This window comes from Devosia albogilva (assembly GCF_042685625.1).
Lineage (GTDB): Bacteria > Pseudomonadota > Alphaproteobacteria > Rhizobiales > Devosiaceae > Devosia > Devosia albogilva.
This window is the reverse complement of record NZ_JBHUNP010000001.1, coordinates 1,543,792-1,566,278: the sequence shown is the minus strand read 5'-3', so window position 1 is coordinate 1,566,278 and position 22,487 is coordinate 1,543,792. Positions and strand designations below refer to the sequence as shown.

The following is a 22,487-nucleotide window of genomic DNA, read 5'->3' as shown; positions in this document are numbered from 1 at the left end:
ACAGGCGGGCGGTGATGCGTGAGCCGGTCCAGCATTGCCGGCCCGGTGAGAGTTAGCGATCCAGCCGATTAGCTCAATGGGCAAAGCCTTTGTTTCACGCGGGTTTGAGCGGTGCTGATGCGATGTCGCCACACCGGCTGGCAGGGCGGAACGCAAAAGGGACTCGACTCCTTTCGGATTCGGAGTCACGATGTTCCTGTTTTGTTCACAAGGGTGGCGCTCATGGGCTCCACGGATCGTCAACAGCGCCTCGCGGCGCTGCGGGATACCATTGCCGATATCGAACGCCGGCCAGCGCTGCTGGAAGCGCGTTCGCGCGTCGAACTCACGCCGGGCGATTTTCCCGTGCTGGGCGGTGGCCTGCTGCAGGAGATCTTCACCGACGAGCGGCGCAATGCCGGCGCGGCGCTGGGCTTTGCCCTGGCGCAGGCGCGGGGGCTGATCGAGGCGGCACGGCCGGGAGTGATCTTTCTCCAGCTCGCCGGCGAGTCGCAGAAGCTCGGCCTGCCCTATGGGCCGGGTCTTGTCAGCTTCGGCTTCGATCCGGCGGCGCTGATCCTGGTGCGGGTGGACGACGTCAAGGAACTGCTCTGGGCCGCCGAACAGGCGCTGGGCTGCCGGGCGGTGGCAGCGGTGGTCGCCGATATCGGCGCGCCCGCCAAGATTCTCGATTTCACCGCCAGCCGGCGGCTCAGCCTCAGGGCGGCCGAGTCCGGCACCTCGGTTTTTCTGCTCCGCTACGGCACCGGGCGCGAAGCCAGTGCAGCGCATCTGCGCTGGCGGCTCGAGCCGGCGCCGAGCGCCCGCAAACCCTTTGATGACAAGGCTCCCGGTCCGGTGCGCTGGCGGGCCGAACTCGAGCGCGGGGTCCTCATCAAGCAATCGGCCGAATGGCTTCTGGGATGGTCGAAAGATGGATTGGCAGCAGTCTCTCCTGAGCGCCGGGGTGCACAGCGCATCGCCGATGCGGCGGTTTCTCGTGCTGTTCCTGCCCAACTGGGCGACGGACTACCTCAAACGGCGTGACTATCAGCTCAGGGCGCCGCTGGCGCTCTATGAGCGGATCAAGGGCGGCCTGCGCCTTGCTGCCGTCGACAGCGAGGCGGTCCGGCGTGGTCTTCATCTCGGCCAGAGCCTGGCCGATGCCAAGGCGCTGCTGCCCGAACTTACGGCCATGGAAATGGACCGGCCGCTGCTCGAGGCCGGCTTTGCCGAGTTTGCCGACTGGCACTCCAATGCCAGTCCCCTGGTGTCGGTAATGACCGATGTCAGCGGCTTCGGCGACCTCGTGCTCGATATCACCGGGGTGGCGCATCTGTTCGGCGGCGAACGGGCGATACTGCGCATGCTGCTGACGCGGCTGCGCGACCTCGGCTACACCGTGGCCGGTGCCGTTGCGCCCACCATCGGCGCGGCCTGGGCGGTGAGCCATTATGCCCGCTCGCAGGTGGTCGAACCCGCCGACATGGAGGCGGTGCTCGATGCCCTGCCGGTGGCGGCGCTTCGGCTCGATCCGTTCCAGACGGGAACGCTGGCGCAGATGGGGCTCAAGACCGTCGGGCAGTTGCGGGCCCGCGAGCGCAAGCCATTGCAGGCGCGGTTCGGCCAGTCGCTGCTGCTGCGGCTCGACCAGGCCTTCGGCCATGTCGAGGAGCGGATGACGCCGCGCCTGCCGGTGGCCGAGCGCTATGCCGAGCGGCGCTTCGCCGACCCGATCGCCTTGATGGACGACGTGCTTATGACCACGCACGACCTCGCCATTCAGCTCGGCATCCGGCTCGAGGCGGAAGGGCTGGGGGCGCAGAGCTTCCATCTGTTCCTCTACCGGGTGGACCACAAGGTGATGTCCTTGTCGGTCAATTCCGCCCGGCCCACGCGCGAGCCCGAACATATCACCCAGCTCTTTGCCCATCGGGCAGAGCGCCTGTCGGGGGAATACGATGCCGGCTTCGGCATCGACATGATCCGGCTGGCGGTGAGTTCGGTGGGCGAACTCGATGCCGTGCAGTTCGGCGCCTTTCAGGTGGAAAGCGGGGCCGAGGATCTCGATCAGCTCAATGATCGCATGGCGAGCCGGCTCGGACCGCTGGCGGTGCTGCGCACCGAGTTCGTTGCCAGCCACATTCCCGAGCGGGCGGCACGGCTCAAGCCGGCGCTGGTGGTCAGCAACGAGCGGCCGGCGGAGAACGCGGCACCGCGAACGCCGCGACCCCTGCGCCTGTTGCCGGCGCCGGAAGTGATCGCCATTGCCGCCGAAGTGCCGGACGGGTTGCCGGCGGCAATGATCTGGCGGCGCGAGCGCTACCGGCTGATCAAGGCGGCCGGCCCCGAGCGGCTGGGGGCCGAATGGTGGCGCAGCGGCCGCCGGCTCGAACTGGTGCCGCCGCCCCCGCCGCCCAGGCCCGGTGAGCCGGAGGGCGACAGGCCTTATCTTCCCCAGATCGACAAGTTCGATCCCGATGCGGAAACGCGCGACTATTATGTGGTCGAGGACGATGCCGGCCGCCGCTTCTGGGTGTTCCGGCTGGGGCTCTATGGCGGGCCGGTGCCACCGGTGTGGTACCTGCACGGGTTCTTTCCATGAGCGATGTCGTCGCCCTGCCGAAGCGGTCGCGGGTGCCGCGGGCCGAGCCGCGGGTCGCCTCCTATGCCGAACTGGTCGCCACCACCAATTTCTCGTTTCTCCATGGCGGTTCGCACCCCGAGGAAATGGTCTCGGCCGCCATGTATCTCGGGCTCAAGGCGCTGGGGGTGTGCGACCGCAACAGCTTTGCCGGGGTGGTGCGCGGCTATGTGACGGCGCGCGAACTCGCCGACAAGTTCCCGGGTTTCCGCTACCTTGTGGGAGTGCGGCTCTGCTTTGCCGACGGCACGCCCGACATCATCGCCTATCCCACCAATCGCGTCGCCTATGGACGGCTGTGCAAGCTGCTGTCGGTCGCCAACCAGCGCGGCGAGAAGGGCAAGCCGGTGCTCCGGTTCAGCGATCTGGTGGATGGCAGCCAGCCCGGCAAGATCGAGCAGGGGCCGCCGGAGAATTATGCCCAGGGGCAGTTGTTCATCCTGATGCCGGATGAAGGAAACTGGGCGCTGACGGAAAAGGCGCTGGCGCGGCTCGCGGCGGTGGCGGCAGGGCGGGTGTGGGTGGCGGGCGTGGTGCGCTTCGACGGCGACGACCGGGCCCGGCTCAACCGGGTCGATACGCTGGCCCGCCGGCACGGCGCGGCCATGATCGCCAGCAATGACGTGCTCTACCACGAGCCGGACCGGCGGATGGTCGCCGATGTGGTCACCTGCATCCGCGAGCACCTGACGCTGGACCAGGCCGGGTTCCGGCTCTCGGGCAATGCCGAGCGCCACCTCAAGCCCGCCGGCGAAATGGCGCGGCTGTTCGCCGAGCATCCCGCGGCCATCACCGAGACGCAGCGTTTCATCGAGCGGATCGGCTTTTCGCTCGACCAGTTGCGCTACAACTATCCGGAAGAAACCGTCGGCACCGGCGAAACCGCGCAGGAAACGCTGGAGCGGCTGACCTGGGAGGGGGCGGCCAGGCGCTTCCCCAACGGCATCAGCGACACGCTCAAGCGCTCGATCTGGTCCGAACTCTGTCTCATCGCCTACAAGCGCTATGCCGCCTATTTCCTGACGGTGCACGACATCGTCATGTTCGCCCGCTACGAGCGCAAGATCCTCTGCCAGGGGCGCGGCTCGGCGGCCAATTCGGCAGTCTGCTTCTGCCTCGAGATCACCGAGGTCAATCCCGAGCAGGCGACGCTGGTGTTCGGCCGCTTCATCTCCACCGAGCGCGACGAGCCGCCCGATATCGACGTCGATTTCGAGCACGAGCGGCGCGAGGAGGTGATGCAGTATGTCTACCAGAAATATGGTGGCCGCCGCACCGGGCTGACCGCCAACGTCATTTCCTACCGCTCCAAGAGCGCCATCCGCGAAACCGCCAAGGTGTTCGGCGTTTCCGAGGACACGGTCAACGCCTTCAACCAGTTGCACTGGGGCTGGGGGTCGAAGCTCGACCTGGGCGTGGTGCGCTCCATCGGGCTCAACCCGGACGATCCGGTGCTGGCGCAGATGTTCGAGGTGATCAAGGTGCTGCGCGGCTTTCCGCGCCACCTGTCGCAGCATGTGGGCGGCTTCGTCATCACCCGCGACTCGCTCGAAAGCCTGGTGCCGATCAGCAAGTCGGCAATGGACAGCCGCACCATCATCGAGTGGAACAAGGATGACATCGACGCGCTCGGCATCCTCAAGGTGGATATCCTCGCCCTCGGCATGCTGACCTGCCTGCGCCGCGCCTTCGAGCTGATGCACCTTCATTACGGGCAGGATCTGCGGCTCACCGACCTCCTGGCCGAGGAGGTGGGGGAGGGGCCGATGGACAAGGCGCGGGTCTACGCCATGATTCAGCGCGCCGACACCATCGGGGTGTTCCAGATCGAAAGCCGGGCGCAGATGTCGATGCTGCCACGGCTCAAGCCGGAACGGTTCTACGATCTAGTCATCGAAGTCGCCATCGTCCGCCCCGGCCCGATCCAGGGCAACATGGTGCATCCCTATCTGCGGCGCCGGCAGGGGCTGGAACCGGTGCATTTCCCCAGCAAGGCGCTGGAAGGGGTGCTGGGACGAACGCTCGGGGTGCCGCTGTTCCAGGAGCAGGCGATGCAGATCGCCATCGTCGGCGCCGGCTTTTCACCCGGCAAGGCCGACCAGTTGCGCCGGGCCATGGCGGCGTGGCGGCGGACCGGCAAGATCGCCCAGTTCGGCGAGGATTTCATCGGCGGCATGCTCGCCAACGGCTATACGGAAGAGTTCGCCAAGGGGAGCTTTGCCCAGATCCAGGGCTTTGCCGAATACGGCTTTCCCGAAAGCCATGCGGCGTCCTTTGCGCTCTTGGTCTATGCCTCGTGCTGGCTCAAATGCCACTATCCCGACGTCTTCGCCTGTGCGCTCTTGAACTCGCAGCCCATGGGCTTTTATGCGCCGTCGCAGATCGTGCGTGATGCGATCGAGCACGGCGTCGAGGTACGCAGCGCCGACGTGAACCTGTCCGATCTCGAATCGCTCCTCGAGACGGACGGGCACCCGGTTCGCGAGCATATCTGGCCCAAGCATGCCGAAATGGCGGGCGACATCCACTCCACCCGCGCCATCCGGCTCGGGCTCGGCATGGTGGAGGGGCTCGCCGACAACGACATCAACCGCATCGTTGCCCGTCGCGGCCCGGGTTACACCTCGGTGCGCGACCTGTGGCTCCGCACCGGCGTGCCGATCACCAGCCTTGAAAAGCTGGCCCGCGCCGATGCCTTTGCTTCGCTCGGGCTCAACCGGCGCGAGGCCCTGTGGGCGGTCAAGGGGCTGGTCGGCACCCATGGCGCCGAGACGCTGCCGCTGTTCGCCGCCTCCGGCCTGCCGGCCGCGGCCCCTCCGGAAGAGTCTGCCGGGCTGCCGCTGATGTCGCCCGGCGAAGAGGTGATCCACGACTATTCGAGCCTCACCCTGTCGCTCAAGGGTCACCCGGTGCAGTTCCTCAGGCCCATGCTCGAGGCGCGCGGCACCACGAGAGCCTGCAATCTCGGCCGGGTGACGCCCGGGCACCGCATCGAAGTCGCGGGCCTGGTGCTGGTGCGCCAGCGGCCGGGCACGGCGAGCGGGGTGATCTTTGCGACCCTTGAGGACGAGACGGGGGTCGCCAACGTCGTCATCTGGCCGAAAGTGTTCGAGGCCAACCGCAAGACGGTGCTGGCAAGCCGCATGCTGGCGGTGCGCGGGCAGTTGCAGCGCGAGGGCCTTGTGGTCCACATCATCGCCGAGGAACTGGTCGACCTCACCCCGCAACTGCTCGAGATCAGCAATGGCAAGGACTTGGGTGACGCCGTCCTCGCCCGCGCCGATGAGGGCAAAGCCGGCCCGGCCGGCAGCCAGAGTCGCGAGAGGCAGGCCGTGCGCGAGGAAGACCTGGCCCGCCGCCGCGCCTACCAGGCCCTGCCCAGCGGGCGGAACTTCCATTGAGGGCCCCGACCTCCGGAATTGTCCCTTCCGTATTAGCCCTTGGTTCACCACCCTTTTGGAAAAGCTATCGAATTCCTCCCGAACCGGCTCGTAGCAAGCCGAAATTAAGGCGCTCGGGCGTTGTCTGGACACACGACCACTGCGAGGCCCCTCGTGTTCCATTCCGCCCGCACCACAATGCCGGCGCTCGACTACGTGTCGATCATCCGCTCCGTCTACACTGACCGGCGTGCCATGCTGGCCGGTGTGTTTGCCAGTGCCGTCGCCGCCGGAATGGGTGCCGCCAAGACCGGCTCGCTGCCGCTCTACCTGATTGCGCTGGCGTTTATCGCCATCGGCATCATCCGCTATTTCGACATGCGTGCCTTCTGGAAGGCCGACATCGAGCCGGATGATGCCGCCGGGGCCGAACACTGGGAAAACCGCGCCGTCCTGTCAGGATCGCTGCTCGCCCTGGTCTACGGGCTGTGGTGCCTGGTCTCCATGGCCTTCGTGGTCGATCCGTTTGCCTCGCTCTCCAGTGCCTCGATCTCGATCGCCGTGATGGTGGGCATCTGCGCGCGCAACTTCGGTCTCGATCGGCTGGTCACCTTCCAGATGCTGGCGGTGATCGTGCCGCTCTCCATCGGCTACGCATCCCACGGCGACATCTACCACGTCGTGCTGGCAGCCTTGCTGTTCGTCATGCTCGCCAGCTATCGCAAGCTCGCCGGCGACATCCGCTCATTGTTGCTCAGCGCCGTGCATGGGCGCGTCGAGGCCTCGCGCCTCGCCACCGAACTCGATATCGCCCTCACCACGCTGGAACACGGGCTGTGCATGCTCGATGAAACCGGCCGCGTGAGCGTTGCCAATGAGCGGGCGACCCGCGCCCTCGAAGAACTGGGGGTGAGCAACCTGATCGGACGCCGGCTCGGTTCCGTGCTTGAGGCACTGCGTTCCGAAAACAAGGTGCCCCGCACCGCCATCGATCGGCTGGAAGAGATCATCGGCCGCCATCTCAGCGGCAAGGTGCTGCTGTCGGTGGACGGTGGCACCTATTACGAGGTCACCGTCAGTTCCCGCCAGTCGCGCAGCGTCTTGCTGTTCGAAGACATCAGCGAGCGGGTCGCCGCCGAGGAACGCATCAGCTTCATGGCGCGTCACGACGCCCTGACCGGCCTCGCGAACCGCACCTATTTCGGTGAGCTCGCCGCCGAAGACCTCGATGCCCGCCGCAACGGGCCGCCGGGAACGGCGGCGCTGATGATCATCGACGTCGACGATTTCAAGCACGTGAACGACACCTACGGCCATCTGGCCGGCGACGAATTGCTGATGCAGGTGGCGCGGCGGCTTCAGGCAGCCCTCCCGCCCGGCTCCATTCTCGCGCGTCTGGGTGGCGACGAGTTCATCGTTTATCGCAGCAGTGTCGGCGATATCGGGGCCGCCGGGGCGGAAGCACAGGCGTTGCTTGCCGCCTTCCACGAGCCGTTCCGGCTCGACGGGCTGACGCTCAACGTCAACGCCAGCGTGGGGCTGGTCACCTCCGACGATCCCGAGGCGCAGTTCGACGAATTGATGACCAAGGCGGATCTGGCACTCTATACGGCCAAGAGCGGCGGCAAGGGGCGCGCGCAGATCTTCCATGCTCAGCTCGATACCGATTATCACTATCGGCAGCGGCTCAAGGCGGATCTCAAGCAGGCGGTGCAGGCCAGGTCGCTATCCCTGGCGTTTCAGCCGCTGCTCGACATCACCACGCGCCGGGTCGTCAGCTGCGAGGCGCTGGCGCGCTGGGAGCACCCAGAACTCGGCGAGATTTCGCCGGCGGTGTTCATCCCGCTGGCCGAGGAGATGGGCATTATCTGCGACATTACCGAGTGGGTGCTCGAGACGGCCGCGCGTGAATGCGCCGGATGGTCAGGCGGCGTCGGTGTTGCAGTCAACATTTCGGCACGCGACTTCCGCACGCTCGACCTCGCCGGAGCCGTCGACGAGGTCTTGGCCTGCTCCGGCCTCAAGCCCGAACGGCTCGAGATCGAAGTCACCGAAACCGCCGTGATCGAAGAACAGCACATGGCGCGCAACGTGTTGGAAGCCTTGTCGGAACGCGGTATCGGCATTGCGCTCGACGATTTCGGCACCGGCTATTCCTCGCTCAGCTATCTCAACGCGCTGCCCTTCACCAAGCTCAAGATCGATCGCTCCTTCCTGACCGATATCGACGAGAATCCGCGGGCGCTGCGCCTGCTCGCCAGCGTCGCGCGCGTGGGTCGGGATCTCGATCTGACGGTGGTGGCCGAAGGCGTGGAGACCGAGGCGCAGCTTGCGCATCTGTTGAACCACACCGATGTCCAGCAGGTGCAGGGTTACCTGTTCAGCCGCCCTCTTCCGGCCAGCGACGCCGCCGAACTGATCCGCCGGATGAACCGGGCGGCCGTGCGTCCGAACCTGCAAGTTGCTGGTGTGGTTAACGGCCTGTAAGTACCGATAATTTCAGCCGTTTTGTGCGCCGTGGTTCCGCGATAGGACCGCGCTGCAACGAATTTTGTTGTTTGGCAATTGTTTAACAAGACGTTAATACTGCCGCAGCAAGCTGGGGGTTGGTAATGAGTGCAGCGGGCGAGCGGCCGCAGAGCGGTCCTTCACGATTCGCGTTGACGTTGATGGACCTGCTGGACCGGATTCACTATCGGCGGGTATCTCCCGAAGAGCAGTTCGATCCCGTCTACCGGTTGCGCTACGAGGCTTATCGGCGCGAAGAGTTCATCCCGGTCAACTCGCAGCAGATCACCCGCGACGGCTATGACGACGCCGCCAACTGCTACTGCTACGGGCTCTATATCGACGACACGCTGGTGAGTTCGATCCGGCTGCACATTGCCAGCGCTGCCGATCGCACCTCGCCGAGCGCGGCCATCTGGCCCGACGTGTTGGGCGGCATCATCGACAAGGGCGGCAGCTACATCGATCCCAGCCGGTTTACGGCCGACCACGAAGCTTCCCTAGCGTTCCCCGCGCTGCCGTATCTCACACTGCGCCTCGCCGTGATGGCGTGCGAACACTTCCGCGCCACCTACTGCATCTCCTCCGTCCGCCCCGAGCACGCCGCTTTCTACCGGCGAGTCTTCGGCTCCGAGCAACTGGCGGGGGAGGGATATTGGGGCGAACTGACCTTCCCGGTCTGTCTCTATGCCTCCTATATCCCGGTGATGTACCCGCGCGTGATTTCGCGCTTTCCGTTCTTCGATTCGACCGCCGAGGAGCGCGAGGCCGTCTTCGACCGCGGCGCCTCGCAGAAGATCATCGTGCCGACGGCACGCCAGGCGATGCGCCTGCGGGAGATGACGGAAGAACGCGAAACCGCCTGAGGCGGCTGCAGCTCGGCAATGTCAGGGAAACGTGGTGCCGCAGAAGGGACTCGAACCCCCGACCCCATCATTACGAATGACGTGCTCTACCAACTGAGCTACTGCGGCGACGGGTGGGGCATTAGCAGGCGCCACGGAGCTTGGCAAGGCAAGCGGTTTCACGAGGCACGAGAACGTGCAGCAGGGCGCGGCTGACGCCCAGCTCAACCGGTGCTCTCGACCGGCGCCAGCGCCATGGTCGGCGTGCTCGCCGGCAACACCGGCTCGGGTGGGCGTTCGCTGCGGGTCATCGGCACCTTCCATTCGAAGGCGTCCAGCCGTCCCGTCACGGGGGAGACCGGCTCCCATTCGTCCGAGACGATGCCGTCCGCGGTCCAGACCGGATCACGCGGGGCGGTCATGGCGCGGGCCAGCCACTCGCGGGCTTTGCCCTGGTCGCCATGCTCGCCTTCCTCGATCTCGGCCATCAGTGCGGCGACGCCCTGGGTCATCTCGGTGCCGGTGAAATCCTCCAGCGCCTTGCGGGCGGTGGTCCAGTCATAGGCGTCGATGGCGGCGCGGGCCATGGCCATGGCGCTGGCCCGGTCCGGCGGCGGCATTTCGATGATCTCGCCAAGGCGCCGCAGGCGTTCCACCGCCGAGGCCCCAGGCTGGACGTGGGCATAGAGCGCCGCCGCGTCGGGATGACCGGTGGCGCGCCAGATGCGGCGCAACAGGCTCGCGGCACGCCGGGTTTCGCCGCGGCTCGAATGGATGCGCGCCGCGATCAGTGCCGCCGGCACGAAATCGGGCAGGAGGCGCAGCGCGGTCAGGGCATGTTCGAGCGCGGCCATCGGATTGGTTTCTTCGGCTTCGCGCGCCCGGGCCGTCTCGATCACCGCCTGGCGCCGGCGCTTGCGGGCTTTGGCCTCGCGAGAGGTGGGCTGTTCGGCATTGACCATGGCGACGGCCTCGGACCAGCGCGCCTCGCGCACCAGATCCTCGAACACGGCATTGGCGGCCCAGCCGCTGGTCGGCGACAGCGCCAGCGCCTTTTTGGCGAAGGTCATCGCCGCCTCGGGCCGATGCTGGCTGCGGGCTTGCTCATAGAGCCCGGCAAGGGCGGCGAGCGCTGTTTCTTCGTTGGAGAGGAGCGCCCGGTAGTGCTCGCGGGCGGCGGCCATGTCGCCCAGGGCGAGGTCGGCGCGGGCTTCCAGCAACCGCGCGGCCGTGTTGGCCGGGAGGCGCGCCCGGGCTTCGCGGGCCAGCAGCCGGGCCTTGAGGGCGTCGCCGGCCTGCAGTGCCACCACGGCATCGGAGAGGGCGGCAACGCCCTGCTCGCGCCGCCGCTGACGGTTGCGGCGCGCCATTGCCGACGGAGCGCCGATCACCCGACGAACGATGGCCCAGACGGCAATCACCAGCAGTGCCGCCACGATCAGGATGAACACGGCGGTGCCGAGCTGCGGCTGCATGCGAAGCCCCGCCACCTCCAGCGTCAGCGTCCCCGGCAGCGAGATCAGCCAGGTGGCCAGGGCGGCGACCAAGAGACTCCCGGCAATCCACAGCGCCAAGCGGATCATGAAGCAGCATCCGTGTTGGTGGTGGCGCCGGCGCGCACGGTGCTCAGCAGCCGGGCAGCTTCCGCCTGGGCGGCAATGCGGCGCGGCAACTCGCCGGCAGCGGCACGCATCGAATCGGGAAGCTCACCCATCAATTCGTCGGCGGCAATGAAATCACGACGGGCGACCGCCGCCTCGAGTCGCGACAGCACCGCCTCAGGGGAGTCACCCTCCACTTCGCCGATGGGGCGCAGCGCGATGGCCGAGGAGAACCAGTCGAGCGCTCCATCCTGCCAGTTGGCATCGGGGTCGCCCGGCCGGCCGGCCAGCATCGCCGGCACGGCATTGCGCAGTTCGGTCTCGATGGTATCGGGGCGGGCGAGGCCAGTCGCTGCGGCGTCGGCAACCGGTGCCGGAATGCTGAGCTCGGGCATGGCAGCGCGCAGGGCCGACAACTCGCTCTCATAAGGCCGGCCCATGGTGAAGGCTGTCTCGAGACCGGAGACGATCAGCGGCAGTTGCAGCACCGCGGCGATGTCTTCCGGCTGCGCCGAGAGCGTCTGGTTGGCCTCGGCGACGGCGGTGTCGAGGGTGCGGAGCTCGGCTTCGGCGGTGCCGAGGCGGGCGGCGACTTCGTCCAGCCGGCCGCCCAGAGCGCCGAGCTGCTCTTCGAGGCTCGCCAGGGCCTCGGGGTCGGCCGATGGAGCCGGTTGCTGGGACAGCGAATCAATGCGGCCTGCCAGCGCGGCGATGTCGGCTTCGAGCCCGGCGACATCCACCGGCTCGGCCGCCGCGACCGGGGAAGGTTCGGCGGTTTCGAGCGCCGCCAGGCGCTGGTTCAGCGCAGCGAGTTCGGACTGGGTGGTGGACGCGACCGTTTCCAGTTCGCCAAGGCTGGCGCTGAACTGCCCCAGCCGCGGATCTTCGGGTGGCGGCGGCACCGGCTGCGTCGGCCACAAGCCTGCCCAGGCCAGGCCGTAGGCTGCAGCGAGGCCGATCACGCCGCCACCGATGGCTGCAAGAACGGCGCTGCCGGAACCCGACGAGCGCTCCGGTTCGGCAGTGCTTTTCGGCGCCGTCGATGCAGGCTTCGGCTTGTCCGCGGGCTTCTTGTCGGCAGCGGGCTTGGCTTCAGCCTCGGGCTTGCCGTCCTTGCTGTCCTTGGCCTTGAGGTCGAGCACCGGCGGCTTGACCGCGCTGGAACGAGCGGCCGCAGCGGGGGTGTCCCCGGGCTTCGGCGCCTTGGGGTCGGTAGGTTTGGGGGTGTCGCCCGGTGTATCGGCCATGCCTGTCGACGTGCTCCCTATTCGTGCCTGATCATGGCCCAGTTTGCTCGCGGGCAAAAGCCAGCGCGAGCGCCATCATCGCATCTTCATCGGGCCGGTCGGCGAGATTGATGCGGCCAAAGCCGGCTTCGAGCAGCGGCTCCGCTACCTGCTCGGCAAGGCAGAGCAGGCCCAGCCGCCGCCGCCGCTCCGGCGCCAGCTCGCGCGTCACCTCGACGAAAATCTCGGCCGTGCGGCGCGAATAAAGCAGCACCGCGCCGATGTCGTCGCCGAGACGGGCGAGGATTTCCGGCGGCAAGCTCGGTTCGGCCACCATGTCGTAGAGCTTGGCGGTCACCACCATCACCCCGAACGGAGCGAGCGCCTGGGCGAGATCGCCGCTCTGGTGCTTGCCGGTGGCGTGGAACAGCGGCCCGCGGACGCCCGACAGGGAGATGGCGTTGACGAGGTCCTGCAGCGCTCCGGCGGCGCTGCTGACGCGGTGGAAACCGGCAGCCTCGGCGTCGCGGGCCGTGCGGTCGCCGACGGCGAAGACCGGCAGATGAAGATACTGGTCGATGACGCCGCGATCAGCCAGCGAGCGGATGCCATTGGCGCTGGTGAAGACGATCGCCTGAAAACCAGCCGGCGGCGGCAGGCTCACCGGCAGCGTCTGGCGTACCATCAGCGGCGCTGCGACCGCTTCGATATCGAGCGCCGCCAGCTTGGACACCGTGGTCTGCGAGTCGGGCTCTGGGCGGGTCACCAGCATGCGGGTCATGTCTCGGCCGCCCATTGCGCCAGCCACTCGGTCCCGGCTTGCGCCACGAGGTCCTCGCCGACCTGCCGGCCGACCACCAGCGGATCGTCGCCATCGGCGCCGGCGGTGAACGATGTCTGGCCATCGAGGCTGAGGATTTCGCCACGCAGGGTCAGGCCGGTGCCGCCAATCGTGGTCAGTGCCCCCACCGGCGTGCGGCAGGAGCCGTCGAGCACCGCCAGCATCGCCCGTTCGGCGATCAGAGTGCGATGGGTCGGTGCATGGTCGAGCGGCGCCACTAGGGCGGCGGCGCGCTCGTCGTCGGAGCGGACGGCAAGGCCGATCGCGCCCTGCGCCGGCGCCGGCATGAACAGCTCGGGATCGAGCACGGCGGTGGCGCGGTGGCTTTCACCCAGGCGGTTGAGGCCCGCCATCGCCAGCATGGTGGCATCGGCGACGCCGCTCATGAGCTTTTCGAGCCGTGTGCCGACATTGCCGCGGAAGGGCACGACTTCGAGATCGGGGCGCTGGCGCAGCACCTGCGCCTTGCGCCGAATGGAGGAGGTGCCGAACTTCGCCCGCTCCGGCAGATGGTCGAGGCTCTGCACCGTCACCGAGATGAAGGCGTCGCGCACATCCTCGCGTTCGAGGAAGGCCGCGAGCCGCAATCCGTCCGGCAGGCGCGTGGCGACATCCTTGCTGGAATGCACCCCCACATCGACGCGGCCCTGGAGCATCGCCTCGTCGATTTCCTTGGTGAACAGACCCTTGCCGCCGATCTCGGTCAGGCTGGCATTGGATGCCTGCGAGCGGTCGCCGCCGGTCGAAATCACCTCGATGGCGATGTCGTCCTCGGGCACGGAATGGGCTTCCGCCAGCAGCCGCCGCACCAGGCGCGCCTGCGCCAGCGCCAGCGGGCTACCGCGGGTGCCGAGACGAAGGAAGGGGAGCGGCGATTGCAATGGTCTTTCTTCCCGTAGTAGGCATCAGCATACCCCCGAGGGAGTAGCCAGTTCGTTGTGACCGGGCAAGCACCACAGGCCGTTCTCGGCATCGAGACCAGCTGCGACGAAACCGCCGCGGCCATTGTCCTGCGCGACCAATCCGGCAAGGGGGGCATCCGTTCCAACGTGGTCCGCAGCCAGTTGGAGGAACATGCCCAATATGGCGGTGTGGTGCCGGAATTGGCCGCCCGTGCGCATGTGACGCATCTCGACCGCATCATTGCCGAGGCCGCCCGGCAGGCCGACATGGAGCTGTCCGAGGTCGACGCCATCGCTGCCACCGCCGGGCCGGGCCTCATCGGGGGCGTGCTGGTGGGCCTCACCACAGCCAAGGCCTTGGCGGCCGCGCTCGGCAAGCCCCTGGTGGCGGTCAACCACCTCGAGGCGCACGCGCTGACGGCCCGGCTTACCGATGGCGTAACCTTTCCCTACCTCATGCTGCTGGTCTCGGGCGGGCACTCGCAGTTCGTGCTGGTGCGCGGGGTCGGGGACTACGAGCGCTGGGGCTCGACCATCGACGATGCGCTGGGCGAAGCCTTCGACAAGGTCGCCAAGCTCCTCAGCCTCGGCCATCCCGGTGGTCCGGCGGTGGAGCGCACGGCGCTCAATGGCGATCCGAAACGCTTCGCCTTTCCGCGTCCACTGTTGCGCGAGCAGCGGCTCGATTTCTCGTTTTCAGGGCTCAAGACGGCGGTGCGGCTCGAAGCCGAGAAGCGCCAGCCGCTCTCGGACCAGGACGTCGCCGACATTGCCGCAAGCTTCCAGGCGGCAGCGTGCGACGTGGTCGGCACCCGCACCCGGCAGGCTCTGGAGCGGTTCCGCGCCGAACTGCCGGAGCATCCGCCGCAACTGGTGGTGGCGGGCGGCGTCGCTGCCAACAAGCAGATCGGCGCCGCCCTGCGCGCCGCGGCCGAAGCCACTGGAGCCCGCGTGGTCATCCCCCCGCCGGCCCTTTGCACCGACAATGGCGCCATGGTTGCCTGGGCGGGCGCGGAGCGGCTGGCCCTCGGCGTCACCGATGGGCTCGACGTGGTGGCGCGGCCGCGCTGGCCGCTCGACCTCCCCGACATGAAGGTCGCCTCCGATGCGGCTTGAAACCGTTTCGGTATTCGGCGGCGGCTCCTGGGGCACGGCCCTGGCGCAGGCCGCAGCCATGGCCGGGCGGCAAGTCGAGCTGGTGCTGCGCGATCCGGCCGAAGCCGAAGCGATGAATGCTGCGCGGATGAATGCGCGCTACCTGCCCGGCGTGATCCTTCACGAGGCCGTACGCCCCACCGCAACCTCACAGGCCGCCGATTTCGTTATCCTTGCGGTCCCGGCGCAAGCGACCCGGACCCTGCTGACCGCCCTGCCGCCGGACCTCTTCGCGGGCAAGCCGGTGGTGCTGTCAGCCAAGGGCCTCGAAACCGGCACGCTCCTGCGCCAGAGCGAGATTTTGCGCGACATGGCGCCGGAGGCCATCCCGTTCGTCCTTTCGGGCCCCAGCTTTGCTGCCGACGTGGCCGCCGGCCGGCCCACCGCCGTGACGCTGGCGGGGGACGATCCCAGCGACACCTCCGATCTCGCTACCGCGCTGGCAGGGCCGAGCTTCCGGCCCTACGCCGCCGATGACCGGATCGGCGTCGAACTCGCCGGCGCGCTCAAGAATGTCTACGCGCTCGCTTGTGGTGCGGTGGAAGGCGCCGGTCTCGGCGCCTCCGCCCGGTCGGCGTTGATCGCGCGCGCCTTTGCCGAACTGGCGCGGCTGGTCCGGACCTTGGGCGGCTCCACATCAACGCTCACCGGGCTGGCGGGCCTTGGTGACCTCACCCTCAGTTGCACCTCGGCGCAGTCGCGCAACTACCGCTTCGGCATGGCGCTGGGTGCCGGCCGCCGGCCCGAGGACATCACCGCCGATGTCGGGCTTGCCGAAGGCATGTGGACCGCGCCCGTGGCGCGGCAACTCGCCCGCGATACGGGCGTCGACGCGCCGCTGGTCGATGCCGTGGTGCAGGTGCTGGCCGGCGAGGCCGATATCGCCACTGTCGTTGCGGGGCTGATGTCCCGCCCACTCAAGCGGGAGGACTGACCCCATGCTCTATGCCCTGATCGCCAAGGACAAGCCCGGCACTGCCGAACAGCGGACCGCCACGCGCCCAGTGCATCTCGATCACCTCAACAGCCTCGGCACCAGGCTGAAGCTGGCCGGTGCTCTGCTCGACGAAGCCGGCAATCCTGAAGGCTCGCTGATGGTGCTCGAAGCGGCCTCGATCGAGGAAGCCACGGCCGCTTTCGAAGCCGACCCTTTCATCAAGGAGGGGATTTTCGGCTCCTACGAGATCAAGCCGTGGCGCGTCGCCATCGACAATGTCGATATCGGGAAGTGAGCCATGGCCTATTGGTTGATGAAATCCGAGCCGGACGTGTTTTCCTTCGACGACCTCGTCGCCAAGACGGCGAAGGGGGAGGCGGAGGAGTGGCACGGCGTGCGTAACTTCACCGCGCGCAACAACATGAAGGAAATGGAAGTGGGCGACCTCGCCTTCTTCTACCACTCCAATATCGGCAAGGAGGTGGTCGGCATCATGAAGATCGTGGCGCCGGCCCACAAGGATTCCACCGCCGAGCCGAACGACAAGGGCAAAGTGGTGTGGGAGTGCGTCGACGTGCAGTCGGTCGAGCCGCTCCCGAAGCCAGTGACGCTGGCTACGATCAAGCAGACGCCGGGTCTCGAGCAGATGGAACTGGTGCGCCTGTCGCGGCTGTCGGTGTCGCGCGTGACACCGGAAGAGTGGGACATCGTCTGCCGCCTCGGCGGCAAGTAGCGGTTATCCCAAGGCTTCGATCCGGGCGCCCAGTGCCTCGACGTCGTCCTCGATCCGCAGCGTCTTAAGCCGCGCCGTTTCGCCGCTGACCAGTTGCACCGCGCTCTTCGGGACGCCGAGCGCCTTGGCGATCAGCGCCACTACGGCCGTGTTGGCCTTGCCCTTGTCGGGCACGGCACTGACCCGTACCCGCAGCACGGCGCGGCCGTCGTCACGCAGTTCCACGCCGTCTATGACGTCGCGGCCACTGTTGGGGGTCACCCGCAGGAACAGCTCGAGCCCGGCCTCGACCGGCCGCCAGCACTGCGCTGCCACTGCCTCAGAAGACGTTGGGATAGATGTAGTAGATGATGATCCGCTCGATGAAGAAGATGATGATGAACAGGATGATCGGGCTGATATCGAGGCCCGACAGGTTCGGCATCATGCGGCGGATGGGGCGCAGCACCGGCTCGGTGAGCTGGTTGAGGATGCGCCAGACCGAGGCGACGAACTGATTGCGCGTATTGATCACGTTGAACGAGATCAGCCAGCTCATGATGATCATGGCGAGCACGACCCACCAGTAGAGCTGGAGGATCAGCAGGATGATGTCGAGCACGGCGCGCATGGTCGTCTCCGGTTGAAAACGCAACGATATCTAGTGGCTGGCGGCGGTGGCGGCAAGTGCAGCCCCGCCGGAAGGTGTCGGGGGTCCCGCCCCGGTCGCAGAAGCGGGACCCGCTGACTGACATCCGGTACGCATGCACAAGTTTCCGGACAAGCGGACCATTGCCAGAACCATGCCATCGCCGAACCACCAGCGTTTCCGGGCGATTGGCGGAGGCGTCTTCCGGATCTGCGTTGCAGAATGCAACGGCCCCGTCGCAAACTGCAGCCTTGGGCACTCTGCCGATAAATTAGGCAAGGCCTTGATATGGCTAGAGATTTATCACGGTATAAACACAGGTTTAACTATCGCGGCGCAGGCTCCACCGCGTGGAGGAGCCACATGCCGGCGCCAGAAGGCGCGGCCCTATGTCGGAGTGACCCAGAATGCGTTCGCTGCTCGGCAGGATTCGCCTGACCTTTGCCATTGCCGCCCTGGCGGTTTGCTCCATCGTCATCTCCGTGGGAGCGGTGACGCTGGGATTGTTCATCAGCCTGTCCGGCACGGTGCGTGAGGAGGCGGACACCGCGGTTGCCAGCGCCACCCGCATCAGTGCCTCGATCCTGCAGGTCAACCTGCCGAGCCTCGAGGTTATCTCCGACGAGGCCGGCAATGTCGCGGCGCTGACCATGCGCTCCATGCCGCGCTTCCGCACCCATGACGTGATCGACACCATCGCCCGGGTCGCCGGGCAGGACGCGTCAATCTATGTCTATGACCCCGAAGCCGGTCCCGACATGATGGTGGGTACCACCAGCCTGCTCGACCCGGCCGGCGAGCGGCTGCTGGACATGCCGATCACCGCCGGCACGCCGCTGTTCGAGTCCCTTGTCGCCAACCAGCCGGTCCGCGCCGAAGCGACGATTTCGGGGATCGACTACTATACCCTCTACCAACCCATCGCCATGGCCGACGGTCAGGTCATCGGTGTGCTCGCCATTGCGGTCGAGAAGGCGCCGATCAATTCCGTGGTCGGGGAAACCCTGATCATGCTGGCTGGCGTCGCTGGCGTCGCCCTGCTGACGGTGGGCGCCCTGGCACTGTTGCTGTCGCGGGTCCTCACCCGTCCCATTCCGCGCCTCTCCACCACCATGAGCGCCATCGCCGATGGCAGGCTCGACGAGCCCGTACCCTATACCGACAATCGCAACGAGATCGGCGCCATGGCGCGGGCGGTGGAGGTGTTCCGCGCCAATGCCGAGCGGGTGGCCGAACTCGGTGCCGAAACCGAGCGGCATCTGAGCGTGGCTGCCGACCATACCGGCCAGCTCGACGCCATCTCGCGCTCGCAGATTGTTGCCGAGTTCACCCTCACCGGCGAACTGATCACCGCCAACGGCAACTTCCTCGATTTCCTCGGCTACCGTCTGGAGGAGGTGGTGGGCGTGTCCAACGGCCATTTCCTGTTCGAAGCCGATCCGGCCTCGGCGTCGTACCGGCAGTTCTGGCTCGATCTGGCTGCCGGCCAGTTCAAGAGCGGCGAATATCGCCGCCGCACCAGCGACGGTCGCGAGGTGTGGATTCAGAGCACCTTCACGCCCATTCTCGGGCTAGACGGGCTGCCGTACAAGGTGGTGCAGTTTGCAACCGACGTCACCGCCCGCAAGCAGGCGGTGGCGGCGATCGGGGCCGGCCTCGCGGAGCTGGCGCAGGGCAACCTAACCCACACCATCGACACCGCGTTCGATCCGCAGTTCGAGGATCTGCGCCACGCCCTCAATGGCACGGTGCAGCGCTTTGCCGACGTCATCGGCGAGCTCAAGGGAACGTCACGCTCGATCCGCTCGGCGACCGAGGAAATCCTGTCGGGTGCCAACGACCTCAGCGAGCGCACCACCCGCCAGGCCGCAACCATCGAGGAGACCTCAGCTGCCATGGAAGCCCTGGCGGAAACCGTGGCCAGCAATGCCCGCATGGCGCGCGACGCTGCCGGCAAGGCTGCGGCCGTCTCTGATACCGCCGGACAGAGCGGCGCCGTGATGGCCGAGGCGACCGAAGCCATGGAGCGGATCCGGGACTCCTCGGCCAAGATCTCCAATATCATCGGCCTGATCGACGACATCGCCTTCCAGACCAACCTGCTCGCCCTCAACGCCTCCGTGGAGGCAGCCCGCGCCGGTGAAGCCGGCAAGGGCTTCGCCGTAGTGGCGGTGGAAGTCCGCCGGCTGGCGCAGTCAGCCGCTGGAGCCTCGGCGGAAGTGAAGGCGCTGGTGGAACGCTCTGCCGACGAGGTGACGAGCGGCAGCAGACTGGTGTCGGGCGCCGCCGAACGGCTCGCCCAGATGCTCGACGCCGCCCGCCAGAACAGCGAATTGGTGGAAGCCATCGCCCGCGCCAGCCGCGACCAGGCCGCCGCCATCGACGAAGTCACCGGCGCCGTCCGCCAGCTCGACGAAATGACCCAGCACAACGCCGCCCTGGTCGAAGAAACCAATGCCGCCATCGGCCAGACCGAAGCGCAGGCGCGTTCGCTGGACGAGATCGTCGCCGTGTTCCAGGTGGAACAGAAGGCGCCCCCCGAGAAGCGGCGGGCGGCGTAAAGGTCAGGCCCCAACTCACCTCTCCCCTGAGGGGAGAGGTCGACGCGTAGCGGCGGGTGAGGGGTTGAGAATTCGCGTTTCTGCCGTGGGGGTGAACCGCTGACCCTGACCCTCTCCCCTCAGGGGAGAGGGGACGAAGGCGGCAAGCTCAAGCCAGCGCCGCCGCCACCAGTGCCTTCGCATGCAATTCGGTGGTGTCATACACCGGCAGCGGGCTGACGGAATCGTCGATCAGCATGCCGATCTCGGTGCAGCCGAGGATCACCGCCTCGGCGCCACGTGCCGCCAGCCGCTCGATGGCGGTGACATAGACCCGCCGCGACTCCTCGCGCACGATGCCGCGGCAGAGTTCCTCGTAGATGATGCCGTTGAGGTTGGTGCGGTCAACCTCGGGCACCAGCGCTTCGAGCCCGCGCTGGCGGAGCCCGTCGAGATAGAACGGCTCTTCCATGGTGAAGCGGGTGCCGAGCAGGCCCACCGTGCCGAAGCCATCGGCCAGAAGCGCCTCCGCCGTCGGCTCGGCGATATGGACGAAAGGCACGCCGATGGCATTTATGATCGGCTCGGCCACCTTGTGCATGGTGTTGGTCGCAAGCCCGATCACCTCGGCCCCGGCGCGCTCCAGCCCCTCGGCGATTTCCGCCAGTTGCTGGCCGGCCTCGTCCCAGCGCCCTTCCGACTGCATCGCCGCAATGGGCGCGAAGTCCACCGAGTGGACGATCACCGGTGCCGAATGCAGTCCACCCAGCCGCGCCGCCGTCTCCTGGTTGAGGATGCGGTAGTAGTGCGCCGTCGATTCCCAGCTCATGCCGCCGATCAGGCCTATAGTCTTCATGGCTCAGGCCTGGGTGAAGCGTTGCGGAATGTCGGCGAAGGCAGCGGCCACCTGCTCATAGGCCGGCCGCTTGAACGGCACGATCAGTTGCGGCGTACGGCTCAGCCGCTCCCAGCGCCAGGCGTCGAATTCGGCCTCGACCTTGCCGCCTCCGGGGTGGTCGACGTCGATCTCGCTATCGTTCCCGGTGAACGCAAAGGCGAACCAGCGCTGGCGCTGGCCGCGATAGCGTCCGCGCAGAGCGATGCCGAGCAGTTCGTCGGGCAGATCGTAGGTGATCCATTCCGGCGCTTCGGCCAGCAGGCTCACCGAGGCAATGTTGGTTTCTTCGAACAGTTCGCGCAGCGCGGCGCGCAGCGGGTCCTCGCCAGGGTCGATCCCGCCCTGCGGCATCTGCCAGGGCGCTTCCACTTCCGAGACGTCGTCACCCGACGGCTCCGGCTTGCGCCGGCCGATGAACACATTGCCCTGGGCATTGAACACGGCAACGCCGACGCAGTCGCGATAAGGCAGGGCGTCGCGGTCGGGGCGGGAAAGGGCACTCATCTCTGGCAGCTCATTGCATCAGGGCGCTGGCCGGAACCAGCATCAGCCCCCTCTGCTCGAGCCCGCGGGCCCATTCGGCGACGGCAGCCACCGAGAGGGGGAGCGCGCTCACCATACCAATTGCGGCGCCGTTCTGTTTTGCCTTCTCCTCAAGGCTGGCAAGCGCTGACTGGATGGATTGGGGCGACGGGTTGGCGTCGATCACGGCATCCACGCGCGAGAACGGCACCTTGTTGGCTTCCGCCAGTTGCGGGGCCACGGAGCGATTGGAGGAGCCATCGTCGAGGTAGCCGAGGCCCCGCGCGCCCAGCTCTTCCATGATGGGCGAGAAATCGGCGGCCGAGGCGGTGAAGCGGGCGCCCATATTGTTCATCAGCCCGAAATAGCCGCCGAAGCGCGACATCAGCCAGAACAGCTTGTCGAGATTGGCGCGCGGCGCATCGCCGGTCAGCAGGGTCTGCGGCCCGGGATCGTTCTGCGGGTAGTCGAAGGGTTCGAGCGGGATCTCCAGCAGCACTTCGTGTCCACCCGAGCGGGCCGCAGCCACGGTGGCCACCAGCGACTTGCCGTAGGGGGCAAAGCCCATGGTGATGGCTTCGGGCAATTGGTCGATGGCATCGAGCGAGGCCTGCTCGTTGATGCCGAGGCCGGAGACCACGATGGCGATCTTGGGCGCGCCGCTCACCGCGGCCTCGGGGGCGGGGGCGGAATAGGCGGTAAACGGCGTCAGGCCGGTGGCAGAAATGCGCGGCAGGGCGCCGTCGCCGGTTTCCTCACTGAGGTCGGGCAGGGCGCCGAACAGGTCGGGCGTGGTCCCCGCGCTCGGCGCCGGTGGCGTCTCGCCCACCGGATATTGCTGCGGGTCGGCGGTGATGGTCACCGGGCCCGGCGCCACGGCATTGGCAACGGCGTTGGCGTCGCGCGTCGAGGTGATCGGCACCTCCGCCGTGGGGCGGCCGCCATCCGGCTCATCGACGGTGAGGATGCGCAGCGCCGCGGCGCCGCCGATCACCACCAGCAGAAGAAGCAGCGCGCGCGCCACCGGCAGATGTCGCCGTACCCCCGTCTGGCGTTTACGGCCGGTCAGCGGTGTGGACAGGTCGTTGGCCAAGGCTCCGCCTTACCCCGTGGTTGGAAGCGGGCACGAACCGAATCATGCCCGCCTC

General features: G+C 67.3%; 19 protein-coding genes and 1 tRNA gene. 10 read left to right on the top strand and 10 right to left on the bottom strand.

Going from position 1 to position 22,487, the window contains the following annotated elements:
• Window positions 1-222 precede the first annotated feature (222 nt).
• From ACFSX5_RS07910 to ACFSX5_RS07890, 5 genes are all read left to right on the top strand, one after another.
• Window positions 223-1,026, top strand: a complete 804-nt coding sequence (locus ACFSX5_RS07910) for an ImuA family protein (RefSeq protein WP_386832729.1) — start codon at window positions 223-225, stop codon at window positions 1,024-1,026.
• Window positions 965-2,584 carry a Y-family DNA polymerase gene (locus tag ACFSX5_RS07905; protein WP_386832728.1) on the top strand — a complete coding sequence of 540 codons (1,620 nt, stop codon included), beginning with the start codon at window positions 965-967 and terminating at the stop codon, window positions 2,582-2,584. The genes ACFSX5_RS07910 and ACFSX5_RS07905 overlap by 62 nt, the downstream gene beginning before the upstream one ends.
• Window positions 2,581-6,024 (top strand): error-prone DNA polymerase, encoded by a 3,444-nt coding sequence (locus tag ACFSX5_RS07900; RefSeq protein WP_386832727.1) that lies wholly within the window; start codon window positions 2,581-2,583, stop codon window positions 6,022-6,024. Before ACFSX5_RS07905 ends, ACFSX5_RS07900 begins: the two co-directional genes overlap by 4 nt.
• Window positions 6,025-6,177: 153 nt before the next feature.
• On the top strand, window positions 6,178-8,490 hold the full coding sequence (locus ACFSX5_RS07895) for a putative bifunctional diguanylate cyclase/phosphodiesterase (protein WP_386832726.1): 2,313 nt from the start codon (window positions 6,178-6,180) through the stop codon (window positions 8,488-8,490).
• Window positions 8,491-8,615: 125 nt separating this feature from the next.
• Window positions 8,616-9,377: an N-acyl amino acid synthase FeeM domain-containing protein gene (locus ACFSX5_RS07890; RefSeq protein ID WP_386832725.1), complete on the top strand. Its 762-nt coding sequence runs from the start codon at window positions 8,616-8,618 to the stop codon at window positions 9,375-9,377.
• 32 nt (window positions 9,378-9,409) lie between these two features.
• Here ACFSX5_RS07890 and ACFSX5_RS07885 read toward each other — a convergent pair.
• From ACFSX5_RS07885 to hemC, 5 genes are all read right to left on the bottom strand, one after another.
• Window positions 9,410-9,485: transfer RNA gene (locus ACFSX5_RS07885), tRNA-Thr, on the bottom strand.
• Between the two features lie 95 nt (window positions 9,486-9,580).
• Entirely contained in the window at window positions 9,581-10,939 is a 1,359-nt protein-coding gene (locus tag ACFSX5_RS07880) for a heme biosynthesis protein HemY (protein WP_386832724.1), read from the bottom strand.
• Window positions 10,936-12,204 carry a COG4223 family protein gene (locus ACFSX5_RS07875; protein ID WP_386832723.1) on the bottom strand — a complete coding sequence of 423 codons (1,269 nt, stop codon included), beginning with the start codon at window positions 12,202-12,204 and terminating at the stop codon, window positions 10,936-10,938. Before ACFSX5_RS07875 ends, ACFSX5_RS07880 begins: the two co-directional genes overlap by 4 nt.
• A gap of 31 nt (window positions 12,205-12,235) precedes the next feature.
• Entirely contained in the window at window positions 12,236-12,964 is a 729-nt protein-coding gene (locus ACFSX5_RS07870) for a uroporphyrinogen-III synthase (RefSeq protein ID WP_386832722.1), read from the bottom strand.
• On the bottom strand, window positions 12,961-13,905 hold the full coding sequence (gene hemC, locus ACFSX5_RS07865) for a hydroxymethylbilane synthase (RefSeq protein WP_386832721.1): 945 nt from the start codon (window positions 13,903-13,905) through the stop codon (window positions 12,961-12,963). The genes ACFSX5_RS07870 and hemC overlap by 4 nt, the downstream gene beginning before the upstream one ends.
• A gap of 57 nt (window positions 13,906-13,962) precedes the next feature.
• Between hemC and tsaD the strand changes: the two genes are divergently transcribed.
• The 4 genes from tsaD to ACFSX5_RS07845 are packed head-to-tail and all read left to right on the top strand — an operon-like array spanning window position 13,963 to window position 16,751.
• The gene (tsaD, locus tag ACFSX5_RS07860) at window positions 13,963-15,042 is read left to right on the top strand and encodes a tRNA (adenosine(37)-N6)-threonylcarbamoyltransferase complex transferase subunit TsaD (protein WP_386832720.1); all 1,080 of its coding nucleotides are present in this window, start codon (window positions 13,963-13,965) and stop codon (window positions 15,040-15,042) included.
• Window positions 15,032-16,015 carry an NAD(P)H-dependent glycerol-3-phosphate dehydrogenase gene (locus ACFSX5_RS07855; protein ID WP_386832719.1) on the top strand — a complete coding sequence of 328 codons (984 nt, stop codon included), beginning with the start codon at window positions 15,032-15,034 and terminating at the stop codon, window positions 16,013-16,015. The genes tsaD and ACFSX5_RS07855 overlap by 11 nt, the downstream gene beginning before the upstream one ends.
• Window positions 16,016-16,019: 4 nt before the next feature.
• On the top strand, window positions 16,020-16,313 hold the full coding sequence (locus tag ACFSX5_RS07850) for a YciI family protein (protein ID WP_386832718.1): 294 nt from the start codon (window positions 16,020-16,022) through the stop codon (window positions 16,311-16,313).
• Window positions 16,314-16,316: 3 nt separating this feature from the next.
• Window positions 16,317-16,751, top strand: a complete 435-nt coding sequence (locus ACFSX5_RS07845; RefSeq protein ID WP_386832717.1) for an EVE domain-containing protein — start codon at window positions 16,317-16,319, stop codon at window positions 16,749-16,751.
• 3 nt (window positions 16,752-16,754) lie between these two features.
• On the opposite strand, the gene ACFSX5_RS07840 is transcribed toward ACFSX5_RS07845, so the two are convergent.
• On the bottom strand, window positions 16,755-17,066 hold the full coding sequence (locus ACFSX5_RS07840) for a DUF167 family protein (RefSeq protein WP_386832716.1): 312 nt from the start codon (window positions 17,064-17,066) through the stop codon (window positions 16,755-16,757).
• 4 nt (window positions 17,067-17,070) lie between these two features.
• Window positions 17,071-17,361 carry a YggT family protein gene (locus ACFSX5_RS07835; protein WP_386832715.1) on the bottom strand — a complete coding sequence of 97 codons (291 nt, stop codon included), beginning with the start codon at window positions 17,359-17,361 and terminating at the stop codon, window positions 17,071-17,073.
• A 425-nt stretch (window positions 17,362-17,786) separates the two neighbouring features.
• Between ACFSX5_RS07835 and ACFSX5_RS07830 the strand changes: the two genes are divergently transcribed.
• Window positions 17,787-19,940, top strand: a complete 2,154-nt coding sequence (locus tag ACFSX5_RS07830; protein WP_386832714.1) for a methyl-accepting chemotaxis protein — start codon at window positions 17,787-17,789, stop codon at window positions 19,938-19,940.
• Between the two features lie 148 nt (window positions 19,941-20,088).
• Here ACFSX5_RS07830 and ACFSX5_RS07825 read toward each other — a convergent pair whose 3' ends face one another.
• The 3 genes from ACFSX5_RS07825 to ACFSX5_RS07815 are packed head-to-tail and all read right to left on the bottom strand — an operon-like array spanning window position 20,089 to window position 22,432.
• A complete protein-coding gene (locus ACFSX5_RS07825) occupies window positions 20,089-20,775 on the bottom strand; it encodes an aspartate/glutamate racemase family protein (RefSeq protein ID WP_386832713.1) in 687 nt (228 codons plus the stop codon).
• 3 nt (window positions 20,776-20,778) lie between these two features.
• The gene (locus ACFSX5_RS07820) at window positions 20,779-21,321 is read right to left on the bottom strand and encodes an RNA pyrophosphohydrolase (RefSeq protein WP_386832712.1); all 543 of its coding nucleotides are present in this window, start codon (window positions 21,319-21,321) and stop codon (window positions 20,779-20,781) included.
• Window positions 21,322-21,331: 10 nt separating this feature from the next.
• A complete protein-coding gene (locus tag ACFSX5_RS07815; protein WP_386832711.1) occupies window positions 21,332-22,432 on the bottom strand; it encodes a divergent polysaccharide deacetylase family protein in 1,101 nt (366 codons plus the stop codon).
• Window positions 22,433-22,487 lie beyond the last annotated feature (55 nt).